The 24,960-nt window shown below is 73.9% G+C and carries 22 protein-coding genes and 1 pseudogene; 19 read left to right on the forward strand and 4 right to left on the reverse strand.

The features are described from left to right. Nucleotides 1–249: 249 nt before the first annotated feature. Together smc and O7628_RS20650 are read left to right on the forward strand one after the other, a co-directional pair. Nucleotides 250–3,819 (forward strand): annotated as a pseudogene (smc, locus tag O7628_RS20645) (chromosome segregation protein SMC); the annotation flags it as partial. Nucleotides 3,820–3,920: 101 nt separating this feature from the next. Next, complete coding sequence (locus O7628_RS20650; RefSeq protein WP_278132885.1) at nt 3,921–4,541, forward strand: HAD-IA family hydrolase; 621 nt, start codon at nt 3,921–3,923, stop codon at nt 4,539–4,541. A 43-nt stretch (nt 4,542–4,584) separates the two neighbouring features. Here O7628_RS20650 and O7628_RS20655 read toward each other — a convergent pair whose 3' ends face one another. The 3 genes from O7628_RS20655 to O7628_RS20665 all read right to left on the reverse strand — a co-directional run bounded on the left by O7628_RS20655 (nt 4,585) and on the right by O7628_RS20665 (nt 7,457). Next, nucleotides 4,585–5,106, reverse strand: a complete 522-nt coding sequence (locus O7628_RS20655) for a DinB family protein (RefSeq protein ID WP_278132886.1) — start codon at nt 5,104–5,106, stop codon at nt 4,585–4,587. Nucleotides 5,107–5,271: 165 nt separating this feature from the next. After that, nucleotides 5,272–5,712: a MarR family transcriptional regulator gene (locus O7628_RS20660; protein WP_278132888.1), complete on the reverse strand. Its 441-nt coding sequence runs from the start codon at nt 5,710–5,712 to the stop codon at nt 5,272–5,274. A 26-nt stretch (nt 5,713–5,738) separates the two neighbouring features. Beyond that, on the reverse strand, nt 5,739–7,457 hold the full coding sequence (locus tag O7628_RS20665; RefSeq protein WP_278132891.1) for an alkaline phosphatase D family protein: 1,719 nt from the start codon (nt 7,455–7,457) through the stop codon (nt 5,739–5,741). A 149-nt stretch (nt 7,458–7,606) separates the two neighbouring features. Here O7628_RS20665 and ftsY point away from each other — a divergent pair, with 149 nt between their 5' ends. The 8 genes from ftsY (at nt 7,607) to O7628_RS20705 (ending at nt 17,437) form a co-directional block, all read left to right on the forward strand. Then, nucleotides 7,607–8,794: a signal recognition particle-docking protein FtsY gene (gene ftsY / locus O7628_RS20670; protein ID WP_278132892.1), complete on the forward strand. Its 1,188-nt coding sequence runs from the start codon at nt 7,607–7,609 to the stop codon at nt 8,792–8,794. 7 nt (nt 8,795–8,801) lie between these two features. Beyond that, on the forward strand, nt 8,802–9,665 hold the full coding sequence (locus O7628_RS20675; RefSeq protein WP_178063784.1) for an aminoglycoside phosphotransferase family protein: 864 nt from the start codon (nt 8,802–8,804) through the stop codon (nt 9,663–9,665). A 183-nt stretch (nt 9,666–9,848) separates the two neighbouring features. After that, a complete protein-coding gene (locus O7628_RS20680) occupies nt 9,849–11,255 on the forward strand; it encodes an ammonium transporter (protein WP_074473815.1) in 1,407 nt (468 codons plus the stop codon). Between the two features lie 25 nt (nt 11,256–11,280). Next, nucleotides 11,281–11,619 carry a P-II family nitrogen regulator gene (locus O7628_RS20685; protein WP_176734818.1) on the forward strand — a complete coding sequence of 113 codons (339 nt, stop codon included), beginning with the start codon at nt 11,281–11,283 and terminating at the stop codon, nt 11,617–11,619. 14 nt (nt 11,620–11,633) lie between these two features. Continuing rightward, on the forward strand, nt 11,634–13,949 hold the full coding sequence (locus O7628_RS20690) for a [protein-PII] uridylyltransferase (protein ID WP_278132896.1): 2,316 nt from the start codon (nt 11,634–11,636) through the stop codon (nt 13,947–13,949). 182 nt (nt 13,950–14,131) lie between these two features. After that, on the forward strand, nt 14,132–15,688 hold the full coding sequence (ffh, locus tag O7628_RS20695; protein ID WP_278132898.1) for a signal recognition particle protein: 1,557 nt from the start codon (nt 14,132–14,134) through the stop codon (nt 15,686–15,688). A gap of 69 nt (nt 15,689–15,757) precedes the next feature. Further along, complete coding sequence (locus O7628_RS20700) at nt 15,758–16,339, forward strand: Uma2 family endonuclease (RefSeq protein WP_278132899.1); 582 nt, start codon at nt 15,758–15,760, stop codon at nt 16,337–16,339. 18 nt (nt 16,340–16,357) lie between these two features. Continuing rightward, entirely contained in the window at nt 16,358–17,437 is a 1,080-nt protein-coding gene (locus O7628_RS20705) for an amidohydrolase family protein (protein WP_278132901.1), read from the forward strand. A gap of 75 nt (nt 17,438–17,512) precedes the next feature. Here O7628_RS20705 and O7628_RS20710 read toward each other — a convergent pair whose 3' ends face one another. Beyond that, nucleotides 17,513–18,103 (reverse strand): TetR family transcriptional regulator, encoded by a 591-nt coding sequence (locus O7628_RS20710; RefSeq protein WP_278132903.1) that lies wholly within the window; start codon nt 18,101–18,103, stop codon nt 17,513–17,515. A gap of 162 nt (nt 18,104–18,265) precedes the next feature. Here O7628_RS20710 and proS point away from each other — a divergent pair, with 162 nt between their 5' ends. From proS to lepB (O7628_RS20755), 9 genes are all read left to right on the forward strand, one after another. Continuing rightward, nucleotides 18,266–19,672 carry a proline--tRNA ligase gene (gene proS, locus O7628_RS20715; RefSeq protein ID WP_278132905.1) on the forward strand — a complete coding sequence of 469 codons (1,407 nt, stop codon included), beginning with the start codon at nt 18,266–18,268 and terminating at the stop codon, nt 19,670–19,672. A 60-nt stretch (nt 19,673–19,732) separates the two neighbouring features. Next, nucleotides 19,733–20,380: a DUF402 domain-containing protein gene (locus tag O7628_RS20720; RefSeq protein WP_278132906.1), complete on the forward strand. Its 648-nt coding sequence runs from the start codon at nt 19,733–19,735 to the stop codon at nt 20,378–20,380. A gap of 254 nt (nt 20,381–20,634) precedes the next feature. Then, nucleotides 20,635–21,096 (forward strand): 30S ribosomal protein S16, encoded by a 462-nt coding sequence (rpsP, locus tag O7628_RS20725; protein ID WP_074473823.1) that lies wholly within the window; start codon nt 20,635–20,637, stop codon nt 21,094–21,096. Nucleotide 21,097: 1 nt separating this feature from the next. Next, a complete protein-coding gene (locus O7628_RS20730) occupies nt 21,098–21,331 on the forward strand; it encodes an RNA-binding protein (protein ID WP_036374728.1) in 234 nt (77 codons plus the stop codon). After that, on the forward strand, nt 21,331–21,888 hold the full coding sequence (gene rimM, locus O7628_RS20735; RefSeq protein WP_074473824.1) for a ribosome maturation factor RimM: 558 nt from the start codon (nt 21,331–21,333) through the stop codon (nt 21,886–21,888). The genes O7628_RS20730 and rimM overlap by 1 nt, the downstream gene beginning before the upstream one ends. Nucleotides 21,889–21,907: 19 nt before the next feature. Further along, nucleotides 21,908–22,696, forward strand: a complete 789-nt coding sequence (trmD, locus tag O7628_RS20740) for a tRNA (guanosine(37)-N1)-methyltransferase TrmD (protein ID WP_178063790.1) — start codon at nt 21,908–21,910, stop codon at nt 22,694–22,696. A 140-nt stretch (nt 22,697–22,836) separates the two neighbouring features. After that, nucleotides 22,837–23,193: a 50S ribosomal protein L19 gene (gene rplS, locus O7628_RS20745; protein ID WP_043962345.1), complete on the forward strand. Its 357-nt coding sequence runs from the start codon at nt 22,837–22,839 to the stop codon at nt 23,191–23,193. Nucleotides 23,194–23,386: 193 nt separating this feature from the next. Further along, nucleotides 23,387–24,271, forward strand: coding sequence for a signal peptidase I (gene lepB / locus O7628_RS20750; RefSeq protein WP_278132914.1), 885 nt, complete (start codon nt 23,387–23,389; stop codon nt 24,269–24,271). Next, a complete protein-coding gene (gene lepB, locus O7628_RS20755) occupies nt 24,268–24,903 on the forward strand; it encodes a signal peptidase I (RefSeq protein WP_043962347.1) in 636 nt (211 codons plus the stop codon). Before lepB (O7628_RS20750) ends, lepB (O7628_RS20755) begins: the two co-directional genes overlap by 4 nt. Nucleotides 24,904–24,960 lie beyond the last annotated feature (57 nt).

The following is a 24,960-nucleotide window of genomic DNA, read 5'->3' on the forward strand; positions in this document are numbered from 1 at the left end:
CGGCGCGCAGCCATGTCCGGGACATTTCCCCGTACCATTCTCTGATCTTGAATAATTGATCAAGCTCCGCGTCGGCCGGGGCCGTCCGATCCGTACCGGGAAACCCGGTACGCGGCGTCCCGGCCGGTCGTCGACGCCGGCCCGGGGCGGGTCGCGTGCCCGAGCCCCGGCGACACCGGGTTAGTCTGCGGGTTCACCAGGTCCGCGCAGCCCACGACGCTCGGCGGCCACCGGACGAGGATCGAGAAGGTGTATCTCAAGAGCCTGACGGTGAAGGGGTTCAAGTCCTTCGCCTCCGCGACGACGCTGAAGCTGGAGCCCGGGATCACCTGCGTGGTCGGCCCGAACGGCTCCGGCAAGTCCAACGTCGTCGACGCGATCGCCTGGGTGCTCGGCGAGCAGGGCGCCAAGGCGCTGCGCGGCGGCAAGATGGAGGACGTCATCTTCGCCGGCACCGCCGGGCGGGCCCCGCTGGGCCGGGCCGAGGTCACCCTCACCATCGACAACACCGACGGCGCGCTGCCCATCGAGTACACAGAGGTCTCCATCACCCGCCGGATGTTCCGCTCCGGCGAGAGCGAGTACGAGATCAACGGCGACTCCTGCCGCCTGCTGGACATCCAGGAGCTGCTGTCGGACTCCGGCATCGGCCGGGAGATGCACATCATCGTCGGCCAGGGCCGTCTCGACGGGATGCTGCACGCCAAGCCGGAGGACCGGCGGGCGTTCATCGAGGAGGCGGCCGGCGTCCTCAAGCACCGCAAGCGCAAGGAGAAGGCGCTGCGGAAGCTCGACGCGATGCAGACCAACCTCAACCGCCTGACCGACCTCACCGCCGAGCTGCGTCGCCAGCTCAAGCCGCTGGGCCGGCAGGCCGAGGTGGCCCGCCGTGCCGCCGCGATCCAGGCCAACCTGCGCGACGCCCGGCTGCGGCTGCTCGCCGACGACCTGCACACCCTGCGCGCCACCCTGGACCGGGAGATCGCCGACGAGAGCGCCGCGCGGGAGCGCCGCCGGGAGGTCGAGGCGGAGCACACCGAGGTGCAGGGCCGGCTCGGCGAGCTGGAGGCGGCCCTCGCCTCCGACGCGCCGCTGCTCGCCGCCGCCCAGGACACCTGGTACAAGCTGTCCGCGCTCTCCGAGCGGTTCCGCTCCGTCGAGCAGCTCGCCCGCGAGCGGCGGCGCCACCTTACCGCCACGCCCGACGACGAGCGCCCCGGCCGCGACCCCGACCAGCTGGACGCCGAGGCGGAGCGGGTCCGCGAGCAGGAGGAGGAGCTGCGCGGCGCGCTCACCGACGACCAGATCCGCCTCGCCGAGGCCGTCGAGCAGCGGCAGGAGCTGGAACGGCAGCTCGCCGCCGCCGAACGGGAGCTGGTCGCCGCCGCGAAGGCGATCGCCGACCGGCGCGAGGGGCTGGCCCGGCTCACCGGCCAGGTCAACTCCGCCCGCGCCCGCACCACCAGCGCGGGAGAGGAGATCGAGCGGCTCGCCGCCGCCCACGCCGACGCCCTGGCCCGCGCCGAGCAGGCGCAGGCCGACCTGGACGCGGTCGCCGAGCAGTCCACCGAGGCCGACCGGGACAACGCCGACCTCGACGACCGGCACGCCGAGGCCGTCGCCGCCCAGGAGCGGGCGCAGGCTGCCGCGCGGTCCCTCGCCGACGCGGAACGGGCCGCCGAGAAGGAGGCCGCCACCCAGAAGGCCCGCGAGGAGGCGCTCGCCATCGGCCTGCGCCGCAAGGACGGCGCGGGCGCGCTGCTGGCCCGCGCCGGCGAGGTGCCCGGCCTGCTCGGCAGCCTCGCCGGGCTGCTCACCGTCGCCCCCGGCCACTCCGCCGCGCTCGCCGCCGCGCTGGGCGGGCTCGCCGACGCGGTCGCGGTCACCGGCGTCGACGAGGCCGTCGAGGCGATGCGGCTGCTCAAGATCTCCGACGCCGGCCGCGCCGGCCTGCTCGTCGGCAGCCCCGCCGGGCCGGGCATGACCGGCGGCCCCGACGCCCTGCGCCCGAAGCTGCCCGCGCACGCCCGCTGGGCCCCCGACCTGGTCGCGTGCTCCGCCGAGCTGCGCCCCGCCGTGCACCGGGCGCTGCGCGACGTGGCCGTCGTCGACGACCTCGCCGCCGCCGCCGAGCTGGTCGCCGACAACCCGGAGCTGCGCGCGGTCACCCCCGACGGCGACGTCGTCGGGGCGTACGCGGCGGCCGGCGGGTCGGCGAAGGCACCCAGCTTCATCGAGGTGCAGGCCGCCGTCGAGGAGGCCCGGGGCAACCGCCTCGCCGCCGAGCGCAGCGCCGCCGAGCTGCGTGAGCAACTCGTCGAGGCGCGCGCCGAGGTCGCCGCCGCCAAGGAGGCCGTGCAGCACGCCGCCGCCGCGAAACGGGAGGCCGAGAGCCACCGCAACGCCGCCGCCCGCCGCCTCGCCGAGCTGGGCGCCGCCGCCCGCTCGGCGAAGGCGGAGACCGACCGGCTCGGCGAGTCCCGCGCCCGCGCCGAGGCGGCCCGGCAACGCGACCTCGCCGCCCTGGCCGAGCTGGAGGAGCGGCTGCGGCTGGCCGAGGCCACCCCGATCGACGCCGAGCCGTCCACGGACGAACGCGACCAGCTCGCCGCGATGGTGCCGCAGGCCCGGCAGAACGAGATGGAGGTCCGGCTCGCCGTGCGTACCGCCGAGGAGCGCGTCTCCTCGATCGCCGGCCGGGCCGACTCGCTGCGCCGGCAGGCCGCCGCCGAACGGGCCGCGCGGGAACGCGCGGCGGCCCGGCGCGCGGCCCGTGCCCGGGGCGCGACCATCGCCCGCGCGGTGGCCGGCGGCGCCCGCGAGGCGCTGGCCCGGCTCGCCGTGTCGATCGCGCGGGCCGAGGAGCACCGCGACGCCGTGGCGCGCGAACGGGCCGCCCGCGAGGCCGAACTGTCCGAGGTACGCGGCGCGGCGAAGCGCCTCGGCGCGGAGCTGGAGCGGCTGACCAGCCAGGTGCACCGCGACGAGGTGGCCCGCGCCGAGCAGCGGCTGCGCATCGAGCAGCTGGAGGCCAAGGCCGCCGAGGACTTCGGCCTCGACGTGGAGACGCTGCTCGCCGAGTACGGCCCGACGCAGCCCGTACCTCCGACCCAGGCCGACGTGGCCGCGGCCGAGCGGGACGGGTCGCCGGTGCCCGAGCCGGTCCGCTACGAGCGGCCGGTGCAGGAGAAGCGGGCCGCGAAGGCGGAACGCGAGCTGGCCCTGCTCGGCAAGGTCAACCCCCTGGCGCTGGAGGAGTTCGCCGCGCTGGAGGAGCGCTACAAGTTCCTCTCCGAGCAACTGGAGGACCTCAAGGCCACCCGCCGGGACCTGCTGACCGTGGTGAAGGACGTTGACGACCGCATCCTGGAGGTCTTCGCCAGCGCGTTCGCCGACACCGCGCGGGAGTTCGAGCAGGTCTTCACGGTGCTCTTCCCCGGCGGCGAGGGGCGGCTGATCCTCACCGACCCCGAGGACCTGCTCACCACCGGCGTGGAGGTGGAGGCCCGGCCGCCCGGCAAGAGGATCAAGCGGCTGTCCCTGCTCTCCGGCGGCGAGCGCTCGCTGACCGCCGTGGCGATGCTGGTGGCGATCTTCCGGGCCCGGCCCAGCCCGTTCTACATCATGGACGAGGTCGAGGCGGCCCTCGACGACGTCAACCTGGGCAGGTTGATCACGCTGCTGGCACAGTTGCGGGAGAAGAGTCAGCTGATCGTCATCACCCACCAGAAGCGGACGATGGAGATCGCCGACGCCCTCTACGGGGTGACCATGCGCAGCGGCGTCACCCAGGTGATCAGCCAGCGGCTCAACCGGGCCGAGGGCGAGCAGAGGCCGCCCGCCCGCGTCGCCGCCGACGGCGGCACCGTGCGGGACGGCGACGACGACCAGCGGCACGGCCGCGGCGAGGAGAAACAGTAGTGGCTCGGGAACGCGCGACGGCGCTCCTGGTGGATCTCGACGGGGTGCTGCGGCGCTGGGACCCGGCGGTCGCCGCCGGCGTGGAACGGGAGTACGGCCTCGACGACGGGGTGCTCGCCGAGATCGCGATGCACTGGGGACGGCTCCAGCCGGTGCTGACCGGCCAGGTCAGCCACGCCGACTGGGTGGCCAGCGTCGCCGACGCGCTGGCCGACTCGGCCGGCGGCCCGCAGCGCGCCCGCGCCGCCGTCGAGCAGTGGCAGCGCTACCGGGGCGAGGTCGACCCCGAGGTGCTGGCGTTCGTGCGCGAGGTGCGGGCGGCCGGCGTACGGGTCGGGCTGGGCACCAACGGCACCGACCTGCTCGACACCGACCTCGCCGCGCTGGGCCTGACCGACGAGCTGGACGTGGTGGTCAACTCCTCCGTCGTCGGGGTGCACAAGCCGGCGAAGGAGTACTTCCAGGCGGCCTGCGCGGCGCTGGAGACCCCGCCGGCCCGGGTGCTGTTCGTCGACGACGAGGACTGGGCGATCCGGGGCGCGCGGGCGGCCGGGCTCTCGGCGTACCGGTGGGACGGGCCGTCGGGGCTGCGCTACCTGCGGGCGGCCCTGGCGTACTGAGCGGTCGTTGCCGGGGCCGGCGGGCTGCCGGCCCCGGGTTCCGTCACTCGCCGGTGACGCCGTCGATGCGTTCCCGGATCAGGTCGGCGTGGCCGTTGTGCCGGGCGTACTCCTCGATCATGTGCAGGTAGACCCAGCGCAGGCTGAACGTGCGCTTCTTGGGCCCGGCCTCGGTGAACGTCTCGTCGAGGGAGCGGCCCGCCGCGGCGGCGCGGGCGAGGTCGACCTCCCGGTGGTAGGTGGTGAGGTCGGCCTCGGCGTCGGCGGTGCTGACGTCGTGGTCGGCGTCGGGGTTCTCCGGCGTGAAGTACGGGTAGTCGACGCGCTGCCCGGCGAAGCACTCCCGGAACCACCACGCCTCCACCTCGGCCAGGTGCCGCACCAAGCCGAGCAGGCTCAGCCCGGACGGCTCGACGCTGGGCGTGCGCAACTGCTCGGCGGTCAGCCCGGCGCACTTGAGCAGCAGGGTCTGCCGGTGGTAGTCCAGCCAGCCGTCGAGCATGGTGCGCTCGTCGCCGACGAACGGTGCGTCGCTGCGGGTGGTCTGCGGTGCTCTCCAGGTCATCCGCCCATCCTGGCCGGCACCCCCGACACCGGGCCACCGCATTGCGCACCGGCCGCCTGCCGCCTGCTGCCGGCCGCCCGCCGCCTGCCGCCCGCCGCAGCGCGGGGTGTTAGGAAGGGGCCCTTCCTATGCAGAAAGCGTTAACAGGGGGCCCTTCCTTGCACCTCAGTCGAGGGCGTCGTTGAAGCGGCGCAGCAGGCGGCCGAAGTCCGCCACGTCCCGTCTCGACCAGCTCTCCACTATGCGCCGGAACAGCGCGAGCCGGGTCGCCCGGGCGGCGTCGAACCGGCGCTGCCCCTCCTCGGTCAGGGTGAGCCGCCACGCCCGCCGGTCCTCCGGATCGGCCTCCCGGCGCACCAGTCCGAGCGCCTCCAGGCCGTTGATCTGCCGGCTCAGCGTCCCCTTGCTGATCCCGAGTCGGGCGGCCAGGTCGGTCAGCCGGGTCGCGTCCGAGCGGCGCAGCCACAGCAGCAGGCCGTACGCGTTCTGGTCGAGGTTGGGGTGCACCTCCTGGGCGACCTCGAAGGAGAGCGAGCGTCCCCGGCGCAGCAGCGCGGTCAACTCGTGCTCGACGAACCGCAGGGTCTCCGGGGAATGATCGTCCACGCCGTAAGGGTACGGGTGTGACGAGCTCAGCCCCCGGAGGCGAGCCGCCTTCGGAAAACCGTGCGCAGGTGCCCGTCGCCGGTGGTGCCCTCGATCGTCACATCGGCCGTGCGGCCGGCGTGGGCGAGGGTCGCCACGGCGTTGCCGAAGTAGGGACCGGCCAGCTTGCGCCAGCGCACGCTCGGGCGGCGCACCCCGGCGCTGCGGGCCAGCGCGCGGGCCGCCCCGGCCGGCCCCGGCGCCCAGCCCAGCCGCATCAGCGGACGCATCGCTGCCGGCACCTGGTTGTGGATCGGCGAGCAGGTGAGCTGGTGCACGGGGGTGTGCACCCCCGGGTCGGCGAACCGGGCCCGGGCCACGTACGAGTGGTGCACGTCGCCCGACAGCACGCTGATCGACGCCGGCGGTGGGTACGCCGGCCCCGCGCCGACCCGGTCGCCGGTGTGCCCGGCCGGGCCGCTGCCCAGCCGCGCGAAGAGCGCGCCGAGGGCGTCGAAGGAACGCCGGAACGCCGCCCAGTGCTCCAGGTCGAGCGCCCGGCGCAGCCGCTCGGCGGAGCCGGCCACCCAGCGGTGCCGGGAGTCGGCGAGCTTCTCGTTCCACGCCTCGACGTGGTGGATGCCGGGCGGCAGCAGCCAGGGCAGCGACGCGCCGACGACGAGGTGGTCGTAGACGCCGTGCGCGCGGTCGAGGAACCAGGACCACTCGCCGGGCGGCAGCATCGCCCGGTTGCCCCGCTCCAGCACCCGGCTGCACCGGTTGTCCAGCATCACCAGCCGGGTGCGCCCCAGGTCCAGGGCGTAGCTCCATTGGTATTGCACCGCGCGCCAGCGTTCGGTGTCGTGCGCCTCGTCGGCCTCCTTGTCGACCCGGGCGCCGAACTCGCGCAGCACCTCGGTGGCGTCCGACGCGGCGGCGGTGACCTTCCGGTAGACGGGGTCGGCGGCGATCTCGTCGGGGGCGAGGTTGCCGAGGTGCTGGTAGACCCAGTAGGAGGCCAGCCCGCTGCCGATCCGCTCGGCCCACCAGGGCTGGGCGCGCATGTCGTCGCGCCACGCCGCGGAGGTGTTCCAGTCGTCGATCACCTCGTGGTCGTCGAAGATCATCACGCTGGGCACGGTGGAGAACAGCCAGCGGATCTCCGGGTCGCGCCACGACTCCAGGTAGAGCTTGGTGTACTCGTCGAAGCTGACCACCTGCGTCGCCGGGGCGCCCTCCGGCCGCCGGCGACGCCGCTTGAGCAGCCGCCGCACGGTCGGCGAGGTCTCGTCGGCGTAGACCTGGTCGCCGAGCAGCACCAGCAGGTCGGGCTGGGCGTCGGCCCGGCCCGGGTCGGCCATCAGCCGCCGGGCGTACGCGTCGAGCGCGTCGGGGGGCAGCTTGCGGGCGGTCGAGTGCTGGGTGGTCTCCCGGCAGGAGCCGAAGACCAGGCGCACCGGCTGGTCCCGGTCGTCGGCGGCCCGGGTGCGGATCACGCTGGGCGGGAAGGCGGACCGGGGCTCCGGCCAGGCGACCTCGTCGTCGACCAGCACCTCGTAGGTCGTCGCGCTGTTGGGGGTGAGCCCCTCGACGACGACGAGCGCGTAGTGGTGGTCGTACGCGGAGAAGGTGGTCGCGGTGCCCCCGGCGCCGTCGGCCGTGCGGACCCGGACCGTCGCGGGCGCGCTGGTCTCCACCCAGACGGTGGCCCGCGTGCCGACGACCCGGCGCAGCAGCGGGCCGATGAGCAGGCGGGGTGCCGGCATGGGGAACCTCCAGGAGACGAGACGATCTCATCATTTCTACCCGGTCGGCCGTCGCGCCACCCCTGGCCGTGGCGAGCGTACCCGCAGCTCGCACCCCCGCCGGTAGCGGTGGCTGGGACGCCGTCGCCGGCATCTGACAGGATTTCGGCATGACGGAATACCTCCTCATCGCGCTCGCCCTGCTCGGCGTGCTGATCCTCGGCGGCCTCGGGCTGGTGGTGCCGCGGCTGCGCCGGCGTCCGCAACCGCCGCTGCCGGAGACGGAGGTGGACACCCGCGCCGGGCAGGACCTCGCCGGGCCGCCCGTCGAGGCGCCGGAGGCGGACCTCGCCACGGGGATCCTGGTCGAGCCCCCGCCCGTGGTGGAGGCGCCGCCCGCCGTCGAGGTGCCCGAGCCGACCGCCGGCCGGCTGGTCCGGCTGCGGTCCCGGCTGTCCCGCTCGCAGAACGCCTTCGGCAAGGGCCTGCTCGGCCTGCTCAGCCGGGACCGGCTCGACGAGGACACCTGGGAGGAGATCGAGGACAGCCTGATCACCGCAGACGTCGGCGTCGACTCGACCCGGGAGATCGTCGACCGGCTGCGGGAACGGACCCGGGTGCTCGGCACCCGCACCGTCGACGAGCTGCGCGCCCTGCTCGCCGCCGAGCTGGTCAACGCCCTCGACCCGGCCCTGGACCGGTCGCTGCGCACCGCGCCGTCCGACGGGGTGCCGGCGGTGGTGCTGGTGGTCGGCGTCAACGGGGCCGGCAAGACCACCACCTGCGGCAAGATCGCCCGGGTGCTGGTCGCCGACGGCCGCAGCGTGCTGCTCGGCGCGGCCGACACGTTCCGCGCCGCCGCCGCCGACCAGCTCCAGACGTGGGGCGGCCGGGTCGGCGCGGAGACCGTCCGCGGCCCGGAGGCCGCCGACCCGGCCAGCGTGGCGTTCGACGCGGTGAAGCGCGGCATCGACACCGGCGTCGACACGGTGCTGATCGACACCGCCGGCCGGTTGCAGAACAAGGTCGGCCTGATGGACGAGCTGGGCAAGGTCAAGCGGGTCGTGGAGAAGCACGGGCCGATCGACGAGACCCTGCTGGTGCTCGACGCCACCACCGGCCAGAACGGCCTGGAGCAGGCGCGGGTCTTCACCGAGGTGGTCAACGTGACGGGCGTGGTGCTGACCAAGCTCGACGGCACCGCCAAGGGCGGCATCGTGATCGCCGTCCAGCGCAAGCTCGGCATCCCCGTCAAGCTGGTCGGCCTCGGCGAGGGCAAGGACGACCTCGCCCCGTTCGATCCGGCGCAGTTCGTCGACGCGCTGCTCGGCGTCGAGCCGCTCGCCCGCGACGCGTAACCTCGCAGTGACCAGTGACGATCGCGCCTACGTCGGGTGGCGCGAGGACCGCCACCCCGCGCCGGGCCTCGGGAGACCGTACGTGACTTCGCAGGAGATCCCGCTGCACGGCGGGAACGTCAGCACCGTCGTCCGGGTCGGCGACACCGTCCGGCGCAACGCCGGCCCGTGGACACCGTCCGTGCACGCCCTGCTGCGCCACCTGGAGTACGTCGGGTTCACCGGCGCGCCCCGGGCGCTCGGCATGGACGAGCGCAACCGGGAGGTCCTGTCGTACCTGGAGGGGGAGTGCGGGGAATACCCGCTGGCCCCGCACTGGGTCACCGACGAGGCGCTGGTGACGGTCGCCACCATGCTGCGGATGTTCCACGACGCCCAGTACGGTTTCGCCCCGCCGCCCGGGGCGGTGTGGCGCTCGTTCGGCCCGCCGCCGCCGGACACCGAGGTGATCTGCCACCACGACGCCGCCCCGCACAACGTGATCTGGCGGCCGGACGGCACCCTCGGGCTGATCGACTTCGACCTCGCCTCGCCGGGGGCGCGGATCTACGACGTGGCGTACGCGGCGTGGACCTGGGTGCCGATCTTCTCCGACCGGGACTCGATCACCCTCGGCTGGCGGCACCCGGACCGGCCGCGCCGGCTGCGGCTGTTCGCCGACGCGTACGGGCTGATCCCGCGCGACCGGCACCGGCTGGTGCGCACGATCCGCAAGCGCGTCGTCGACCACGTCGAGGGCATCCGCCGGATGGCCGCCGCGGGTGAGCCGGCGTTCGTCCGGATCGTGCACAAGGGTCACCTTCGCCGCCCGATGCGCGACCTTCGCCTGTTGGACTACGAACGGCACGCATTGGAGTACGCGCTGCGCTGACGTCCCGCCCCGCCCGGCGGCGGTGAGGTTTTCTTCACACGTACGAAACACAGCGTCACGGGCTGGAAATCGCGTGGTGACGCTGAAGGAAACAGGAGACGACCAAGCTTCCGCGCAACCGGCGTACGGGCGACGCTGCCCCGGAAGCCGCGAAGGAGGGAACTTCACCTTTAGGAGGCCAGCGTGCCTGAAGCACCGACGATCGACGGCGGCAACACCGTTTGGCTGCTGGTTTCGACCGCGCTCGTGCTGCTCATGACGCCCGGACTGGCGCTGTTCTACGGCGGGCTCAACCGGGCCAAGGGCGTGCTCAACATGATGATGATGAGCTTCTCCGCCATTGGGCTCATCTCTGTTCTGTGGTGGTTCTACGGTTTCAGCGTCGCCTTCGGGACGGACGTGAACGGCTTCTGGGGCGACCCGGGGGCGTACCTCGGCACCAAGACCTTCCTGGCCGAGACCGACCTGTGGGGCGCCACGGCGGAGAACCCCAGCGGCATCGGGGTCCCGCTCTACGTGTTCATGGCGTTCCAGATGGTCTTCGCGGTGATCACCGTCGCGCTGATCAGCGGCGCGATCTCCGACCGCGCCAAGTTCGGCGGCTGGCTGCTGTTCGCCTTCGGGTGGGCCACGCTGGTCTACTTCCCGGTCGCCCACTGGGTCTGGGGCGGCGGCATCATCGGCGGTGACATCCACGCGCTGGACTTCGCCGGCGGCACCGCCGTGCACATCAACGCCGGTGCGGCGGCCCTGGCCGTGGCGCTGGTGCTCGGCAAGCGGCTCGGCTGGCCCCGCGAGGGCATGAAGCCGCACAACATCCCGCTGGTCGCGCTCGGCGCGGGCCTGCTCTGGTTCGGCTGGTTCGGGTTCAACGCCGGCTCGGAGCTGACCGTCGACTCGGTCGCCGGCCTCGCCTTCATCAACACCCAGCTCGCCACCGCCGCGGCGGTGCTCGGCTGGCTCGCGGTGGAGTGGATCAAGGACAAGAAGCCGACCATGGTCGGTGCGTCCTCCGGCGCGGTCGCCGGCCTGGTCGCCATCACCCCGGCCTGTGGCTTCATCGCCCCGTGGGCCGCGGTCCTGCTCGGCATCGTCGCCGGTGCGGTCTGCGCCCTCGCCATCGCCCTGAAGTACAAGCTCGGCTACGACGACTCCCTCGACGTGGTCGGCGTGCACTTCGTCGGTGGCTGGATCGGCTCGCTCTGGCTCGGCCTGTTCGCCACCAACTCGGTCAACTCCGCGATCACCGACGTGGTCGGCGCCTCCGACGGCCTGTTCTACGGCGGCGGGGTCACCCAGCTCGGCCGCCAGGCCATCGCCGGCCTGATCGTGACCGTCTGGTCCTTCGGGATCGCCTGGCTGCTCGCCTTCGCGATCGAGAAGACGATCGGCTTCCGCCTCAAGCCCGAGGCCGAGGTCGAGGGCATCGACCTCGCCGAGCACGCCGAGAGCGGTTACGACCTCTCCGTGGCCGGTGGCAGCGGCGGCGGCAGCGCGTTCGCGCTCGCCGGGATCGGGACGCCGGCGGGCGCCGGCACCAAGCCGGCCTCGGACGAGTCCGAGCCGGTCAGCGAGAAGGTCGCCGGTTAACGTTCCTGGGATGGAGGGGTTGGACATGAAGCTGGTGACCGCGGTCATCAAGCCGTACCAGCTGGACGCGGTGAAGGAGGCCCTGCACGCCCTCGGCGTGGCCGGGCTGACCGTCAGCGAGGTCCAGGGCTACGGCCGGCAAAAGGGGCACACCGAGGTCTACCGGGGTGCCGAGTACACGGTCGAGTTCCTGCCCAAGATCCGGGTCGAGGTGCTCACCGACGAGATCGACGTCGAGAAGATCGTCGACGCGATCGTCAGCGCCGCCCGGACCGGCAAGATCGGCGACGGCAAGGTGTGGGTGACCGGCGTCGAGGACGTCGTCCGCGTCCGCACCGGCGAACGCGGCCTGGACGCCCTCTAGGCCGGCCCGCATAGATGACCTCGTTGATCAGGGGAGACGCGTCGGACAGCGCCGGCGACGGTGACGCGGACCTCCTGGTCAACGAGGTCGTCGGCGTTCCCGGGGGGATCGGGGACGCCGCGCGCCGGGCGCGGGCCGCCGCCTTCGACCGGTGGCTGACGCCGCTGCTGCCCGACCGCTCCGGCATCGCGCTGGTCGCCGTGGGCGGGCTCGGGCGGCGGCAGTGCGCCCCGTACGGCGACCTCGACCTGGTGCTCGTGCACGCCGGGGTGCCCGGCATGGACGAGCTGGCCCCCAAGCTGTGGTATCCGATCTGGGACGCCGGCCTGCGGCTCGACCACTCGGTGCGGACCCTGGCCGAGGCGCTGTCCGTGGCCCAGGACGACGTGAAGGTCGCCCTCGGCCTGCTCGACGCCCGCTACGTCGCCGGCGACCGGGAACTCGCCGACACCCTGGCCCGCACCGCCGCCGACCACTGGCGGCGCACCGCCGTCCGCCAGCTGCCCGCCCTACGGGAGATCACCGAGGCCCGCTGGCAGGCCCACGGCGAGCTGGCCTTCCTGCTCGAAGGCGACCTCAAGGAGGCCGCCGGCGGGCTGCGCGACGTGGGCATCCTGCGCGCCATCGCCACCGCCGGCATCACCGACGCGCTGCGCCCTGCCGTCCGGGCCGCCCACCTGCGCCTGCTCGACACCCGCGACGCCCTGCACGCGCAGGCCGGCCGCCGCGTCGACCGGCTCGTCGCCCAGGAACGCGACGGCGTCGCCGCCCGGCTCGGCCTGCGCCAGCCGGCGGGCGACGCCGCCTTAGGGGCCGTGGCCCCGCACGACGGCGACGTGCTGCTGCGCCGCGTCGCCGGCGACGCCCGCACCGTCAGCCACGCCCTCGACGACGCCTGGCGGGCCGCCGACCGGCTGCGCTCCCGCCGCCGGGGGGCCGACCCCCGCCCGGCGCGCCGCCCGGTCGCCCGGGACGTCGTCGAGCACGACGGGGAACTGGTGCTGGCCCGCACCGCCATCGGCGCGCGCCCCGACCCGAGCCTGTCCCTGCGGATGGCCGCCGCGGCGGCCACCACGCGGCTGCCCATCGCCCGGGCCACCTGCGAGTGGCTGGCCGCCTACTGCCCGCCGCTGCCGTCGCCCTGGCCGGCGGAGGCCCGCGCCGCGCTCATCACCCTGCTCGGCGCGGGGCCCGGCCTCGTCCCCGCCTGGGAGACCTGCGACCGGTACGGGCTGATCGACGGCTGGCTGCCCGAGTGGACCCGGCTGCGCAGCCTGCCCCAGCACAACCCCGTGCACCGCTACACCCTCGACCGGCACCTGGTGCAGGCCGCGTACGAGGCGAGCCGGCACACCCGCGACGTGGACCGGCCGGACCTGCTGCTGCTCGGCGCGTTCCTGCACGACATCGGCAAGGGGCTGCCCGGTGACCACAGCACCGTCGGCGCGCCGCTGGCCGAGGCCGTGGTGGCCCGGATCGGCCTGCCCGAGCCCGAGGTGGCGCTCATCGGCACGCTGGTCCGGCTGCACCTGCTCCTGCCCGACGTGGCCACCCGCCGCGACCTGTCCGACCCGGTGACCATCGCCCGGGTCGCCGAGGCTGTCGGCGACGGCGCCACCCTCGACCTGCTGCACGCCCTGGTCCGCGCCGACGCGGCGGCCACCGGCCCGGCCGCCTGGTCGGACTGGAAGGGCCGCCTCGTCGCCGAGCTGGTCGCCCGGGTCCGCACCGCGCTGGACACCGGCGTGCTGCCCGCCCCGCCCGACCCCGACCCGGCGCTGCTCGACGGGCCGCTGCCGGTCGTACACCTGACGGGGGACCGGGTGGCGGTGGCCGCGGCGGACCGGCGCGGCCTGCTCGCGACGGTGGCCGGCTGCCTGGCCCTGCACCGGCTGGAGGTGCTCTCCGCCGACGCCTCGACCGTCGACGGCCGGGCCCTGGTGGAGTGCCGGGTGCAGCCCCGCTACGGCCTGCCGCCCGACCCGATCGCGCTCGCCGGTGACCTGCGCCGGGCGGTCGCCGGGGACGTCTCGGTCACCCAGCGGCTGCGCGGCCGGGCGCTGGCCGCGCGCGGCTCCGGCGCGGCCCCCCGGGTCGTGTGGCACCGGGACGCGGCCACCGACGCGGTGGTGCTGGAGCTGCGCGCCGCCGACGCGGCCGGTCTGCTCTACCGGGTGACCTGCGCCCTCGACGAGGCGGGCGCGCAGGTGCGCGCGGCCCGGATCTCCACCCTCGGCGGGGACGTGGTGGACGCGTTCTACCTGGTGGGTGGCTGGCCGCCGGACGACGAGCGGGCCCGCCTGGAGGCCGCCGTCCTCGGCTCGGTGTAAGGAGGGGCCCCTTGTTAACGCTTCCGGTAGAGGAAGGGCCCCCTGCTAACCGCCGATCCCCGCGAGCGCGGTGCCGGGCGGGCCGGAGCGCGGGTGCGGCCGGCGGGCTACCCTAGCCATGGCCGGACACCTGCGCCCGGTCGCGTTGTGCCCGCCGAAACACTGACAAACGGGATGTTCGCGTGTTTGACACCTTGAGTGACCGCCTCTCCGGGATCTTCACCAAGCTCCGCGGCAAGGGCCGGCTCACGGACGCCGACATCGACGCCACGGCGCGCGAGATCCGCCTGGCGCTGCTGGAGGCCGACGTCGCCCTGCCGGTGGTCAAGGGCTTCATCGCGAACGTCAAGGAGCGGGCGCGCGGCGCGGAGGTCTCCCAGGCGCTCAACCCGGCCCAGCAGATCGTCAAGATCGTCAACGAGGAGCTGATCAACGTCCTCGGCGGCGAGGGGCGGCGGCTCCAGTTCGCCAAGCAGCCGCCGACGGTGATCATGCTCGCCGGCCTCCAGGGCTCCGGCAAGACCACCCTGGCCGGCAAGCTGGCCCGCTGGCTCAAGACCCAGGGGCACCAGCCGCTGCTGGTCGCCGCCGACCTCCAGCGCCCCAACGCCGTCGGGCAGCTCCAGGTGCTCGGCGGCCGGGCCGGCGTCGAGGTGTACGCCCCGGAGCCCGGCAACGGCACTGGCGACCCCGTGCAGGTGGCCCGCGCCTCGATCGAGCACGCGAAGCGGGCGGCCCGGGACATCGTCATCGTCGACACCGCCGGCCGGCTCGGCATCGACGCCGAGATGATGCGGCAGGCCGCCGACATCCGCGACGCGGTCGACCCCGACGAGGTCATCTTCGTCATCGACGCGATGGTCGGTCAGGACGCCGTACGCACCGCCGAGGCGTTCCGCGACGGCGTCGGCATCACCGGCGTGGTGCTGTCGAAGCTCGACGGCGACGCCCGGGGCGGCGCCGCGCTGTCGGTGCGCGAGGTGACCGGCCAGCCGATCCTGTTCGCCTCCACCGGCGAGAAGCTGGAGGACTTCGACGTCTTCCACCCCGACCGGATGGCCAGCCGGATCCTCGGCATGGGCGACGTCCTCACTCTGATCGAGCAGGCCGAGGCGGCCTTCGACTCCGATCAGAAGGAGAAGATGACCGCCAAGCTGATGGGCGGCGAGCAGTTCACCCTGGAGGACTTCCTCGACCAGCTCATCGCGGTGCGCCGGATGGGCCCGATCGCCAACGTGCTGGCCATGATGCCCGGCATGGGGCAGATGAAGGACCAGCTCGCCGAGCTGGACGACAAGCACTTCGACCGGGTCACCGCGATCATCCGGTCGATGACCCCGGCCGAGCGCACCAACCCGAAGATCATCAACGGCTCGCGCCGGGCCCGCATCGCGAACGGCTCCGGCGTCACCGTGATGGACGTCAACCAGTTGCTCAACCGCTTCGCCGACGCGCAGAAGATGATGAAGCAGATGGGCGGCATGATGGGCCTGCCCGGCGGCGGCCGGCGCAAGGCGACCAAGTCGCCCAAGAACAAGCGCAAGGGCACCAAGGGCGGCAACCGGCCGCGTGCCGGGGCGGGCGCGGGGATGCCGGGCGGGTTCCCGGGCGGCATGCCGCAGCTCCCGCCGGGCCTGGACCCGGGCGACCTGGCCGGCGGCCAGGGCCTGCCCCCGGGCTTCAAGCTGCCGAAGATCGACTTCAACAAGTTCGGCAAGGGCGACGGCCGGCCCCGCTGACGCGTGTCGGTGACGGTGGGCGACGGCCTCGGCGCTTAGGGTGGTCGTCGCCCCCTCGGAGGAGATGTCATGACCGCAGCGCCCATCCTGCCCGAACGGCACGAGTGGACGGTCGACGACCTCGGTGACCTGCCGAAGGACCTTCCGTACGAACTGATCAACGGAAGGTTGGTCGTGCCGTCGCCGACTGCCCTGCACCAGGACCTCCGTGTCCGCCTGTTGCTCGCGCTTCGAGTCAACTGCCCGCCGGAACACCTGGTGAGCTTCGACCTGTCGATGCGGGTCGACCGCCGCAACGAGCCGCGCCCCGACGTCGTCGTCATCCGCCGCCGGCACGCCGACCGCTCGCCCGTCCCCGTCGAGGACGCGCTGCTCGCCGTCGAGGTCGTCTCGCCGACCTCCACCTTCCGCGACATGTACGACAAGGCGAAGGTCTACGCGCACGCCGGGGTCCGGTCGTACTGGGTGGTGGACCCGCTCCAGGAGCGCGTCACGCTGACGGAATACGCGCTCGCCGCCGGTGGCCGCGAGTACGAGCAGATCACCCACACCGAGGACCTCTTCGTCACGGAGCTGACGTGGAAGGTCTCCGTCGACCTGCCGGCCCTGACCGTCCGTCGGGACGGGCTGCTCGCCACGGAGGGGGAGTGATCGGGTAGGACTGTGCGCATGGCTCTGCATGTGCGCGGTGTGCTCCTGCCCGACGACGAGGTCCGGGACCTGTGGCTGGTCGGCGACCGGGTCACCTTCGACCCGGTGCCCGGCGCCGAGACCGTCGTCGACGGCGGTTTCGTGCTCCCCGGGCTGACCGACGCCCACTGTCACCTCGGCATCGCCCGGGGCGGCGCCCCGATCACCTCCCTCGACCAGGCCCGCGCGGCGGCCCACGTCGACGTCGACGCCGGGGTCCTCGCCATCCGGGACGCGGGCTCGCCGTACCCGTACCCCGAGCTCGACGACGACCCGGGGCTGCCGCGACTGGCCCGCGCGGGCCGGCACGTCGCCCCGCCGCGCCGCTACCTGCGCGACATCGGGGTCGAGGTCGACGCGCCGCAGGTGGCCGCCACCGTCGCCGCACAGGCCGCCGCCGGCAACGGCTGGGTCAAGCTGGTCGGCGACTGGATCGACCGGGGCACCGGCGACCTCGCGCCGGCCTGGGACGCCGACACGATGACCGCCGCCGTCGCCGCCGCGCACGCCGCGGGGGCCCGCGCGGCGGTGCACACGTTCTCCGAGGCGGGCGTCGAGATCATGGTGCGGGCCGGGGTGGACTCCGTCGAGCACGGCACCGGGCTGAGCCTCGACCTGATCGACCTGATGGCCCGGCAGGGCACCGCCCTGGTCCCCACGATGATCAACATCCGGACGTTCGGCGGGATCGCCGAGCAGGCCCGCGCGAAGTTCCCCGGGTACGCAGACCACATGCTCGCCCTGCGCGACCGCTTCCCCGAGGTGGTCCGGTCGGCGTACGAGGCGGGGGTGCCGATCTACGTCGGCACGGACGCGGGCGGCGGCATCGATCACGGGCTGGCCGCCGAGGAGATGCTGTTGCTGCACTCCCAGGCCGGCATGCCGGCGGTGGACGTCCTCGCCGCCGCCTCCTGGCGGGCCCGGGAGTGGCTCGGCTTCCCCGGCCTCGTCGAGGGCGGCCTGGCCGACCTCACGGTCTATCCCACCGACCCCCGCCGCGACCTGGGCGTGGTGCGCACCCCGAGCCGCATCGTCCTGCGCGGCCGGGTGCTGCGCTGACCGTCGCGGCGCCGCCCCGCGCGGCGCTGGTCAGGGGAGCGCGGGCCAGGGAGGCGTGGGGCCAGGGGGCGGGGGTCAGGGGAGCGGGGCGAAGAGGCGGGTGGCCAGCGTGGCCAGGGCGTCGGCGGTCTGCTCGACGGGGGAGCGGGGCAGCACGATGTGGCTGACCACCAGCCGGACGACGGTGTCGGCGGCGAACGCCAGCGCGGCCGGGTCGGCGGCGGGCAGGTGGCCGCCGGCCCACTCCAGCAGCGCGGCGGTCGACTCGGTGAGCACCAGCTCGGCGCGCGTCGTCAGGTAGGGCAGCAGCTCGTCGGACCCGCCCCGGGCGCTGGTCAGGATCGCCTTGATCAGCGGGTTGTCGGCCGCCGCGGCGAGGGTGTGCGCGATCGCCGCGTACGCCGCCGCGCGCAGGTCGTCGCCGTGCTCGTCGAGGCGGGCCCGCACGTCGGTGACGAACCGGTCCACCTCGCGCCGGGCCAGCGCCTCGGCCAGCCCCGCCTTGGTGCCGAACTCGTTGTAGACCGTCTGCCGGCTCACCCCGGCGGCGGCGGCCACCCCGCCCATCCGCACGCCGTCCCAGCCCTCGGCGATCGTCTGCGCCCGGGCGGCGTCGACGATGCCGTCGCGCAGCCGCTGCCGGGCGGCGTCCCTCACTTCACCCATCGTGGCCGAAGTCTACGGCCGGCCTGAGTGGTGTCGTGGCCCGCGCGCCGCCGAACGGGCCCTTGCCGCGCCGGGTGACGATCCGGCCCCGGCGGGGACGGCGCGGGGCGGGAGCGCGCCCGATGACGGCGTCGTGTGGCGGGGCGCATAGGATGTGCGGTCATGGCACGCGTGCTCACTCCCCGTGCGGAGGACTTTCCCCGCTGGTACCAGGACCTGATCGCCAAGGCGAAGCTGGCCGACAACGGCCCGGTCCGCGGGACCATGGTCATCCGACCGGCCGGCTACGCCATCTGGGAGCGGATGCAGGCCGAGATGGACGCCCGGATCAAGGCGGCCGGCGCGGAGAACGCGTACTTCCCGCTGTTCATCCCGGAGAGCTACCTCAAGCGCGAGGCCGAGCACGTCGAGGGCTTCTCGCCGGAGCTGGCGGTGGTCACCCACGGCGGCGGCAAGCAGCTCGCCGAGCCGGTGGTGGTGCGCCCCACCAGCGAGACGGTGATCGGCGAGTTCATGGCCAAGTGGATCGACTCCTACCGGGACCTGCCGCTGCTGCTCAACCAGTGGGCGAACGTGGTCCGCTGGGAGCTGCGCCCGCGCGTGTTCCTGCGCACCAGCGAGTTCCTCTGGCAGGAGGGGCACACCGCCCACGCCACCCGTGAGGACGCCCGCGCCTACGCCCGCAAGATCCTGCACGAGGCGTACGAGGACCTGATGGTCAACGTGCTCGGCATCCCGGTCGTGGTGGGCCTCAAGACCGCCCGGGAGCGCTTCGCCGGGGCCACCGCCACCTACACGTGCGAGGGCATGATGGGCGACGGCAAGGCCCTCCAGCTCGGCACCAGTCACGAGCTGGGGCAGAACTTCGCCAAGGCGTTCGACATCAGCTACTCCTCGGCCGAGGGCGGCCGGGAGCACGCGTGGACGACGTCGTGGGGCACCTCGACCCGGATGCTCGGCGGCCTGATCATGGCCCACGGCGACGACAACGGCCTGCGGGTCCCGCCGAAGCTGGCGCCCGTGCAGGCGTACGTGATGATCGTCAAGGACGGCGAGGGCGTCGGCGAGGCGGCGGCCAAGCTGCGCGACGGCCTGCGCGACGCCGGGGTCCGGGTCGCGCTCGACGACCGCACCGACACCGCGTTCGGCCGCCGGGCCGTCGACGCCGAGCTGCGCGGCTATCCGGTACGCGTGGAGGTCGGCCCCCGCGACCTGGCCGCCGGCAACGCGGTCGTGGTCCGGCGCACGGACGGCTCGAAGTCCCCGACCCCGGTCGCCGACGTGGTCGGCGCGGTGCTGGCCGCCCTGGAGGCCGACCAGCGCGCCCTGCACGATCAGGCCCTGGACCACCGCCGGTCCCGCACCGTGGAGGTGGCCACGCTCGCCGAGGCGATCGAGGCGGCCGCCACCGGCTGGGCCCGCGTGCCGTGGTCGGCGGTCGGCGTGGCCGGCGAGGCCGAGGCGAACGGCCAGGGCGTGACGGTGCGCTGCCTGCTGCGCGCCGACGGCTCCGTCCCCGACTCGGAGGACGAGCCGGACCTGGTCGCGATCCTGGCCCGCGCCTACTGACCCACCGCCGTGGAAAGAGGGGCGGCCGGCCGGTGCCGCCAGACCGATAGGGTCGGTGCCATGAGGTTCGCGCCCGGCCGGCTGATCGTGCACCGCAACGTCCGGCACGGACGGATCGGCTGGGTCCGGACGGGGCGGGTGGTCAGCGACGACGAGCGTGGCCTGCTGCTCTACGTGGCCCGCGACTCGCCGGTGGCCAACGAGGTGACCTCGGCCGGGCTCGGCATGCGGGCGGTGCCGTTCACCGAGTGGATCACCTCGTCGTACCGGTTGGCCCGCGGGCGGTGGAACGGGCCGGCGCTGCTGAAGTTCCTGCCCGTGGGCGAGGCGCACTCCGTCTGGTGGTTCTCCGACGCCGCGGGCCGGTTCAGCCACTGGTACGTCAACCTGGAGGAGCCCGGCGTGCGCTGGGACGACGGTGACCTGGCCGGGGTGGACATGGTCGACCAGGATCTCGACGTGGTGATCCGGCCCGACCGCACCTGGGAGTGGAAGGACGAGGAGGAGTTCGCCGAGCGGCTGGCCTTCCCCGCCGACTACTGGGTGGCCGACGAGGCCGCGGTCCGGGCCGAGGGGAAGCGGGTGATCGCCCGCGCCGAGGCCGGTGAGTTCCCGTTCGACGGCACCTGGTGCGACTTCGTCCCGCCGCCCGGCTGGGACGTGCCGAGCGCGCTGCCGCCGGGCTGGGACCGGCCGCCCGCCCGCTGACGCGAACCGCCACAAACAGCGCGAAACGCGCGTTCCCGTGCCGCCGGGCGGCGGCCCGGCCGGCCGATGTGAGGAATCCCGGCCCGATCTGGCAGAATGGGTCGCTGGTATCCGGCGCGCGTCCGGCGCCCTCTACCCCGGGCGCGTCGCCAGTCCACCGAGCAGTCTCCGGCCCAACCCCACTGTGCCGGTCGGCGCTCACCCGTGCACCGCCCGGACCGGGCCGGTGAGATCGCAACAGGAGCGAAACAACTGTGGCCGTAAAGATCCGGCTCCTGCGGATGGGCAAGATCCGCAACCCGCAGTACCGCATCGTCGTCGCCGACTCGCGCTCCAAGCGTGACGGTCGCGCGATCGAGTTCGTCGGTGTGTACCAGCCGAAGGAGGACCCTTCGGTGATCGAGGTCAAGTCGGAGCGGGTCCAGTACTGGCTGTCCGTCGGCGCGCAGCCGAGCGACGCCGTGCAGCGCCTGCTGGAGCTGACCGGTGACTGGCAGAAGTTCAAGGGCCTGCCGGCCCCGCCGCCGCTGAAGGTCGCCGCCGAGCGCGCCGACCGCAAGGCGGCGTACGAGGCCGAGGCGAAGGCCGCCGCCGGCCTGGCCGACGCCCCGACGAAGCCGGCCAAGAAGGCCGCCAAGGCCGAGGCCCCGGCCGCCGAGCAGGCGCCGAAGGCCGAGGAGCAGCCCGCGGCGGACGCCGCCGGCGAGCAGGCCTGACATGGCACTGCGTCCGGCGCTTGAGCACCTGGTCAAGGGCATCGTCGACCACCCGGACGACGTCCGGGTCCGGCTGGTCGACAACCGTCGGGGCAAGCGGCTGGAAGTCCGCGTGCACCCGGAGGACCTCGGCACGGTGATCGGGCGGTCCGGCCGGACCGCCAAGGCGCTGCGCCAGGTGATCGGCTCCATCGGTGGGCGCGGCGTGCGCGTCGACATCGTCGACTCGTACTGATGCGGCTCATCGTCGGCCGGATCGGCAAGCCGCACGGCATCCGTGGTGAGGTCACCGTCGAGGTGCGCACCGACGAGCCCGAGGCACGCTTCGCGCCCGGCTCGGTACTCGCTACCGAGCCGGGCGCGACGCCGCCGGCCAACCCGGCCCCCGGCCCCGGCGTGCCGTTCCGGGTCCCGGCCGCGCTGACCGTCGAGTCCGCCCGCTGGCACCAGGGGCGGCTGCTGGTCGCCTTCGAGGGCGTGCTGGAGCGCGACGTCGCCGAGGCGCTGCGCGGCACCCTGCTGGGGGTGGACAGCGCCGACGTCGCCCCGCCGGAGGACCCGGAGGAGTTCCACGACCACCAGCTCGTCGGGCTGGCGGCGGTCACCCCGGCCGGTGAGCACCTCGGCGAGGTGGTCAAGATCGACCACGCGCCCGCGTCCGACCTGCTGGTGCTGCGCCGCCCCGAGGGGCGCACCGCGCTCATCCCGTTCGTCAGGGCGATCGTGCCCGAGGTCGACCTCGCCGGCGGTCGCGTCGTCGTCGACCCGCCCGGCGGCCTGCTCGACCTCTAGGCCCCTGGAGCACCCGCGCATGCGCGTCGACGTCGTGTCGATCTTCCCCGAGTACCTCGCCCCGCTCGACCTGTCGCTGATCGGCCGGGCCCGGGCCGCCGGGACGCTGCGGCTGGCCGTACACGACCTGCGGAGCTGGACCCACGACGTGCACCGCACGGTCGACGACACGCCCTACGGGGGCGGGCCCGGGATGGTGATGCGGCCCGAGCCGTGGGGCGAGGCGCTCGACGCCCTCGCCCCGGCCGAGCTGGCCCCGGACGGCGTGACCCTGCCCCGGCTGCTGGTGCCGTCGCCGGCCGGCGAGCCGTTCACGCAGGCCATGGCGCACGAGCTGGCCGCCGAGTCGCACCTGCTCTTCGCCTGCGGCCGGTACGAGGGCATCGACCAGCGGGTGCTCGACCACGCCGCGACCCGGATGCGGGTGACGGAGGTCTCCCTCGGCGACTACGTGCTCTTCGGCGGCGAGGTGGCCGTGCTGGTGATCCTGGAGGCCGTGACCCGGCTGCTGCCCGGGGTGCTCGGCAACGCCGGCTCGCTCGACGACGAGTCGCACGCCCACGGGCTGCTGGAGGCGCCGATGTACACCAAGCCGGCGAGCTGGCGCGGGCACGAGGTGCCGGAGGTGCTGCGCTCCGGCGACCACGGCCGGATCGCCCGCTGGCGGCGCGACGAGGCGCTGACCCGCACCGCCGCCCGCCGGCCCGACCTGCTCGCCGCGCTCGACCCGGCGAGCCTGGACAAACGGGACCGGGCGGCCCTGGACCGGGCCGGATTTCCGCTGCCGGCGGGGGATGTGGCAAAGTAGGGAGGTTGCCGTAGCCGCCCGCGCCGCGGGCGGCTGCGAGGATCCTCGACCGGGGCCGCCCGCGGTCGCCACCCGGGGATCAGAATCACCCATCCGCGCACCGACTGACGGTGCGCCGTGAGCCTCACGAGGACACAGCGATGAACATCCTGGACGCCCTTGACGCCCAGTCGAAGCGGGTCGACATCCCCCAGTTCCGCGCCGGTGACACCGTCAAGGTGCACGCGCGGGTCGTCGAGGGCAGCCGGTCCCGGGTCCAGATCTTCCAGGGCGTCGTCATCCGCCGCCAGGGTGACGGCCTGCGCGAGACCTTCTCGGTCCGCAAGATGAGTTTCGGCGTGGGTGTCGAGCGGACCTACCCGGTGAACAGCCCGGCGATCGACCGGATCGAGATCGTGACCCGTGGCGCCGTGCGCCGCGCCAAGCTCTACTACCTGCGCGAGCTGCGGGGCAAGAAGGCCAAGATCAAGGAGCGCCGCGAGAAGCAGCCTAGCTGACTTCCCGCTCGCCACGCCGCCTGAGCTGCGCGGATGTCGTACGGGCCCGGCCCGGTTACGCTGGTCGCACGGGCGCAGGCGGGCATCGATGCGTCGCGGCGTCAGCCGTGGTCGCGGATCGTCCCACTACCGCCCGTGGGGCCTCGTCGAGGCTCCCGGGCGGTAGTGGCGTTTCTGCGAACCGGGGAGTGGCATGGTGCGCACGCTTGACGAGGGCGACGCGGTCGATCCGTGGCGTCGGCGGGAACGACGGTCCCGCCGGCAGATGCCGCTGTGGCAGGAGCTGCCGCTGCTGTTGGTCGTCGCCTTCTGCCTGGCGGTGCTGATCCGCACCTTCCTGCTCCAGGCGTTCTTCATCCCCTCCGGCTCCATGGAGGACACCCTGCTCGTCAACGACCGGGTGCTGGTCAACAAGGTCGTCTACGACGTCCGCGACCCGCAGCGCGGCGAGGTGGTGGTCTTCCGGGGCACCGACAAGTGGGTCGCCCAGGAGGTCCAGGAGCCCGAGCCCGGGATCGTCGGCAAGTTCGGCCGCACCGTCGGCGACCTGGTCGGCGTGAGCCGCCCCGGCGAGAAGGACTTCATCAAGCGGGTGATCGGCGTGCCCGGGGACCGGGTCCGCTGCTGCGACGCCCAGGGCCGGGTCACCGTCAACGGCATCCCGCTCGACGAGCCGTACGTGATCCGCGACTCGCCGCTGGACCTGCCGCCCAACCCCGCCGAGTGCCGGTCGCGGCGCTTCGACGAGGTGGTCGTCCCGCCCGGCCAGATCTTCGTCATGGGCGACCACCGGCTCGTCTCCCAGGACGCCCGCTGCCAGGGCCCGGTGCCGATCGAGAACGTCGTCGGCCGGGCGTTCGCGGTGGTCTGGCCGTCGTCGCGGTGGGCGTCGCTGCCGGTGCCGGAGACCTTCGCGACGGTCACCGGGCCCACCCCGGCGGCCGGGCAGCCCCTGGCCCCGGTGCGGCCCAGCGGCACGGGCGGTGTGCTGCTGCTCCTACCGGTCTCGGCTGCGCTGTCCGTTCTCGCGCGTTCCGGGCGGCCGGTCCGCCTGCGGCGACGTAGGCTCCACCCGTGATTGACGAGCAGACCGACAAGAAGAGCGGCTCCTTCTGGAAGGAGCTGCCCATCCTCCTGGGCGTGGCGATCCTGGTAGCGGTGCTGGTGCGGGCCTTCGTGCTCCAGACCTTCTACATCCCGTCGCCGTCCATGGAGAACACCCTCCAGATCAACGATCGGGTGCTGGTCAACAAGCTGGTCTACGACTTCCGGTCACCGCACCGGGGCGAGGTCGTGGTGTTCAAGGCACCGACCGAGTGGAGCGGCAACCCCGACGGCGAGGACTTCATCAAGCGGGTGATCGGCGTCGGCGGCGACCACGTGGTCTGCTGCGACCCGCAGGAGCGGATCATGATCAACGGCAAGCCGATCGACGAGCCGTACATCTACTCGGCCAACGGCCAGCAGGACAAGGCCGCCGACCAGGAGTTCGACATCACCGTGCCGCAGGGGCGGCTGTGGGTGATGGGCGACCACCGGTCGGCGTCCGGCGACTCGCTGGAGCACTGGCAGCAGTCGGGTCAGAACATCGACAGCGCCACCATTCCCGAGGACCAGGTGGTCGGGCGGGCGTTCACCGTCTTCTGGCCGGTCGACCGGGCCACGTGGCTCACCGTGCCGAAGTCGTTCGACGACGTACCCAACCCCTGATTGACCCGCGCGACCCCAGCGGCCCCCGGGTGGGCATGGGCGTCCGGCGCGGCGTCT

It is taken from the genome of Micromonospora sp. WMMD956 (genome assembly GCF_029626125.1).
In the GTDB taxonomy this organism is placed as follows: Bacteria; Actinomycetota; Actinomycetes; order Mycobacteriales; family Micromonosporaceae; genus Micromonospora; species Micromonospora carbonacea.

Bases quoted from the DNA above. Each gene is read 5' to 3' on its own strand.
- O7628_RS20705 (WP_278132901.1), top strand. From the start codon at position 16,358: ATGGCTCTGCATGTGCGCGGTGTGCTCCTGCCCGACGACGAGGTCCGG.
- O7628_RS20730 (WP_036374728.1), top strand. From the start codon at position 21,098: ATGGCACTGCGTCCGGCGCTTGAGCACCTGGTCAAGGGCATCGTCGAC.
- ftsY (WP_278132892.1), top strand. From the start codon at position 7,607: ATGACGGAATACCTCCTCATCGCGCTCGCCCTGCTCGGCGTGCTGATC.
- rimM (WP_074473824.1), top strand. From the start codon at position 21,331: ATGCGGCTCATCGTCGGCCGGATCGGCAAGCCGCACGGCATCCGTGGT.
- O7628_RS20720 (WP_278132906.1), top strand. From the start codon at position 19,733: ATGAGGTTCGCGCCCGGCCGGCTGATCGTGCACCGCAACGTCCGGCAC.
- O7628_RS20710 (WP_278132903.1), bottom strand. From the start codon at position 18,103: ATGGGTGAAGTGAGGGACGCCGCCCGGCAGCGGCTGCGCGACGGCATC.
- O7628_RS20655 (WP_278132886.1), bottom strand. From the start codon at position 5,106: ATGACCTGGAGAGCACCGCAGACCACCCGCAGCGACGCACCGTTCGTC.
- rplS (WP_043962345.1), top strand. From the start codon at position 22,837: ATGAACATCCTGGACGCCCTTGACGCCCAGTCGAAGCGGGTCGACATC.
- O7628_RS20665 (WP_278132891.1), bottom strand. From the start codon at position 7,457: ATGCCGGCACCCCGCCTGCTCATCGGCCCGCTGCTGCGCCGGGTCGTC.
- trmD (WP_178063790.1), top strand. From the start codon at position 21,908: ATGCGCGTCGACGTCGTGTCGATCTTCCCCGAGTACCTCGCCCCGCTC.
- O7628_RS20690 (WP_278132896.1), top strand. From the start codon at position 11,634: ATGACCTCGTTGATCAGGGGAGACGCGTCGGACAGCGCCGGCGACGGT.
- O7628_RS20700 (WP_278132899.1), top strand. From the start codon at position 15,758: ATGACCGCAGCGCCCATCCTGCCCGAACGGCACGAGTGGACGGTCGAC.
- O7628_RS20685 (WP_176734818.1), top strand. From the start codon at position 11,281: ATGAAGCTGGTGACCGCGGTCATCAAGCCGTACCAGCTGGACGCGGTG.
- lepB (WP_278132914.1), top strand. From the start codon at position 23,387: ATGGTGCGCACGCTTGACGAGGGCGACGCGGTCGATCCGTGGCGTCGG.
- proS (WP_278132905.1), top strand. From the start codon at position 18,266: ATGGCACGCGTGCTCACTCCCCGTGCGGAGGACTTTCCCCGCTGGTAC.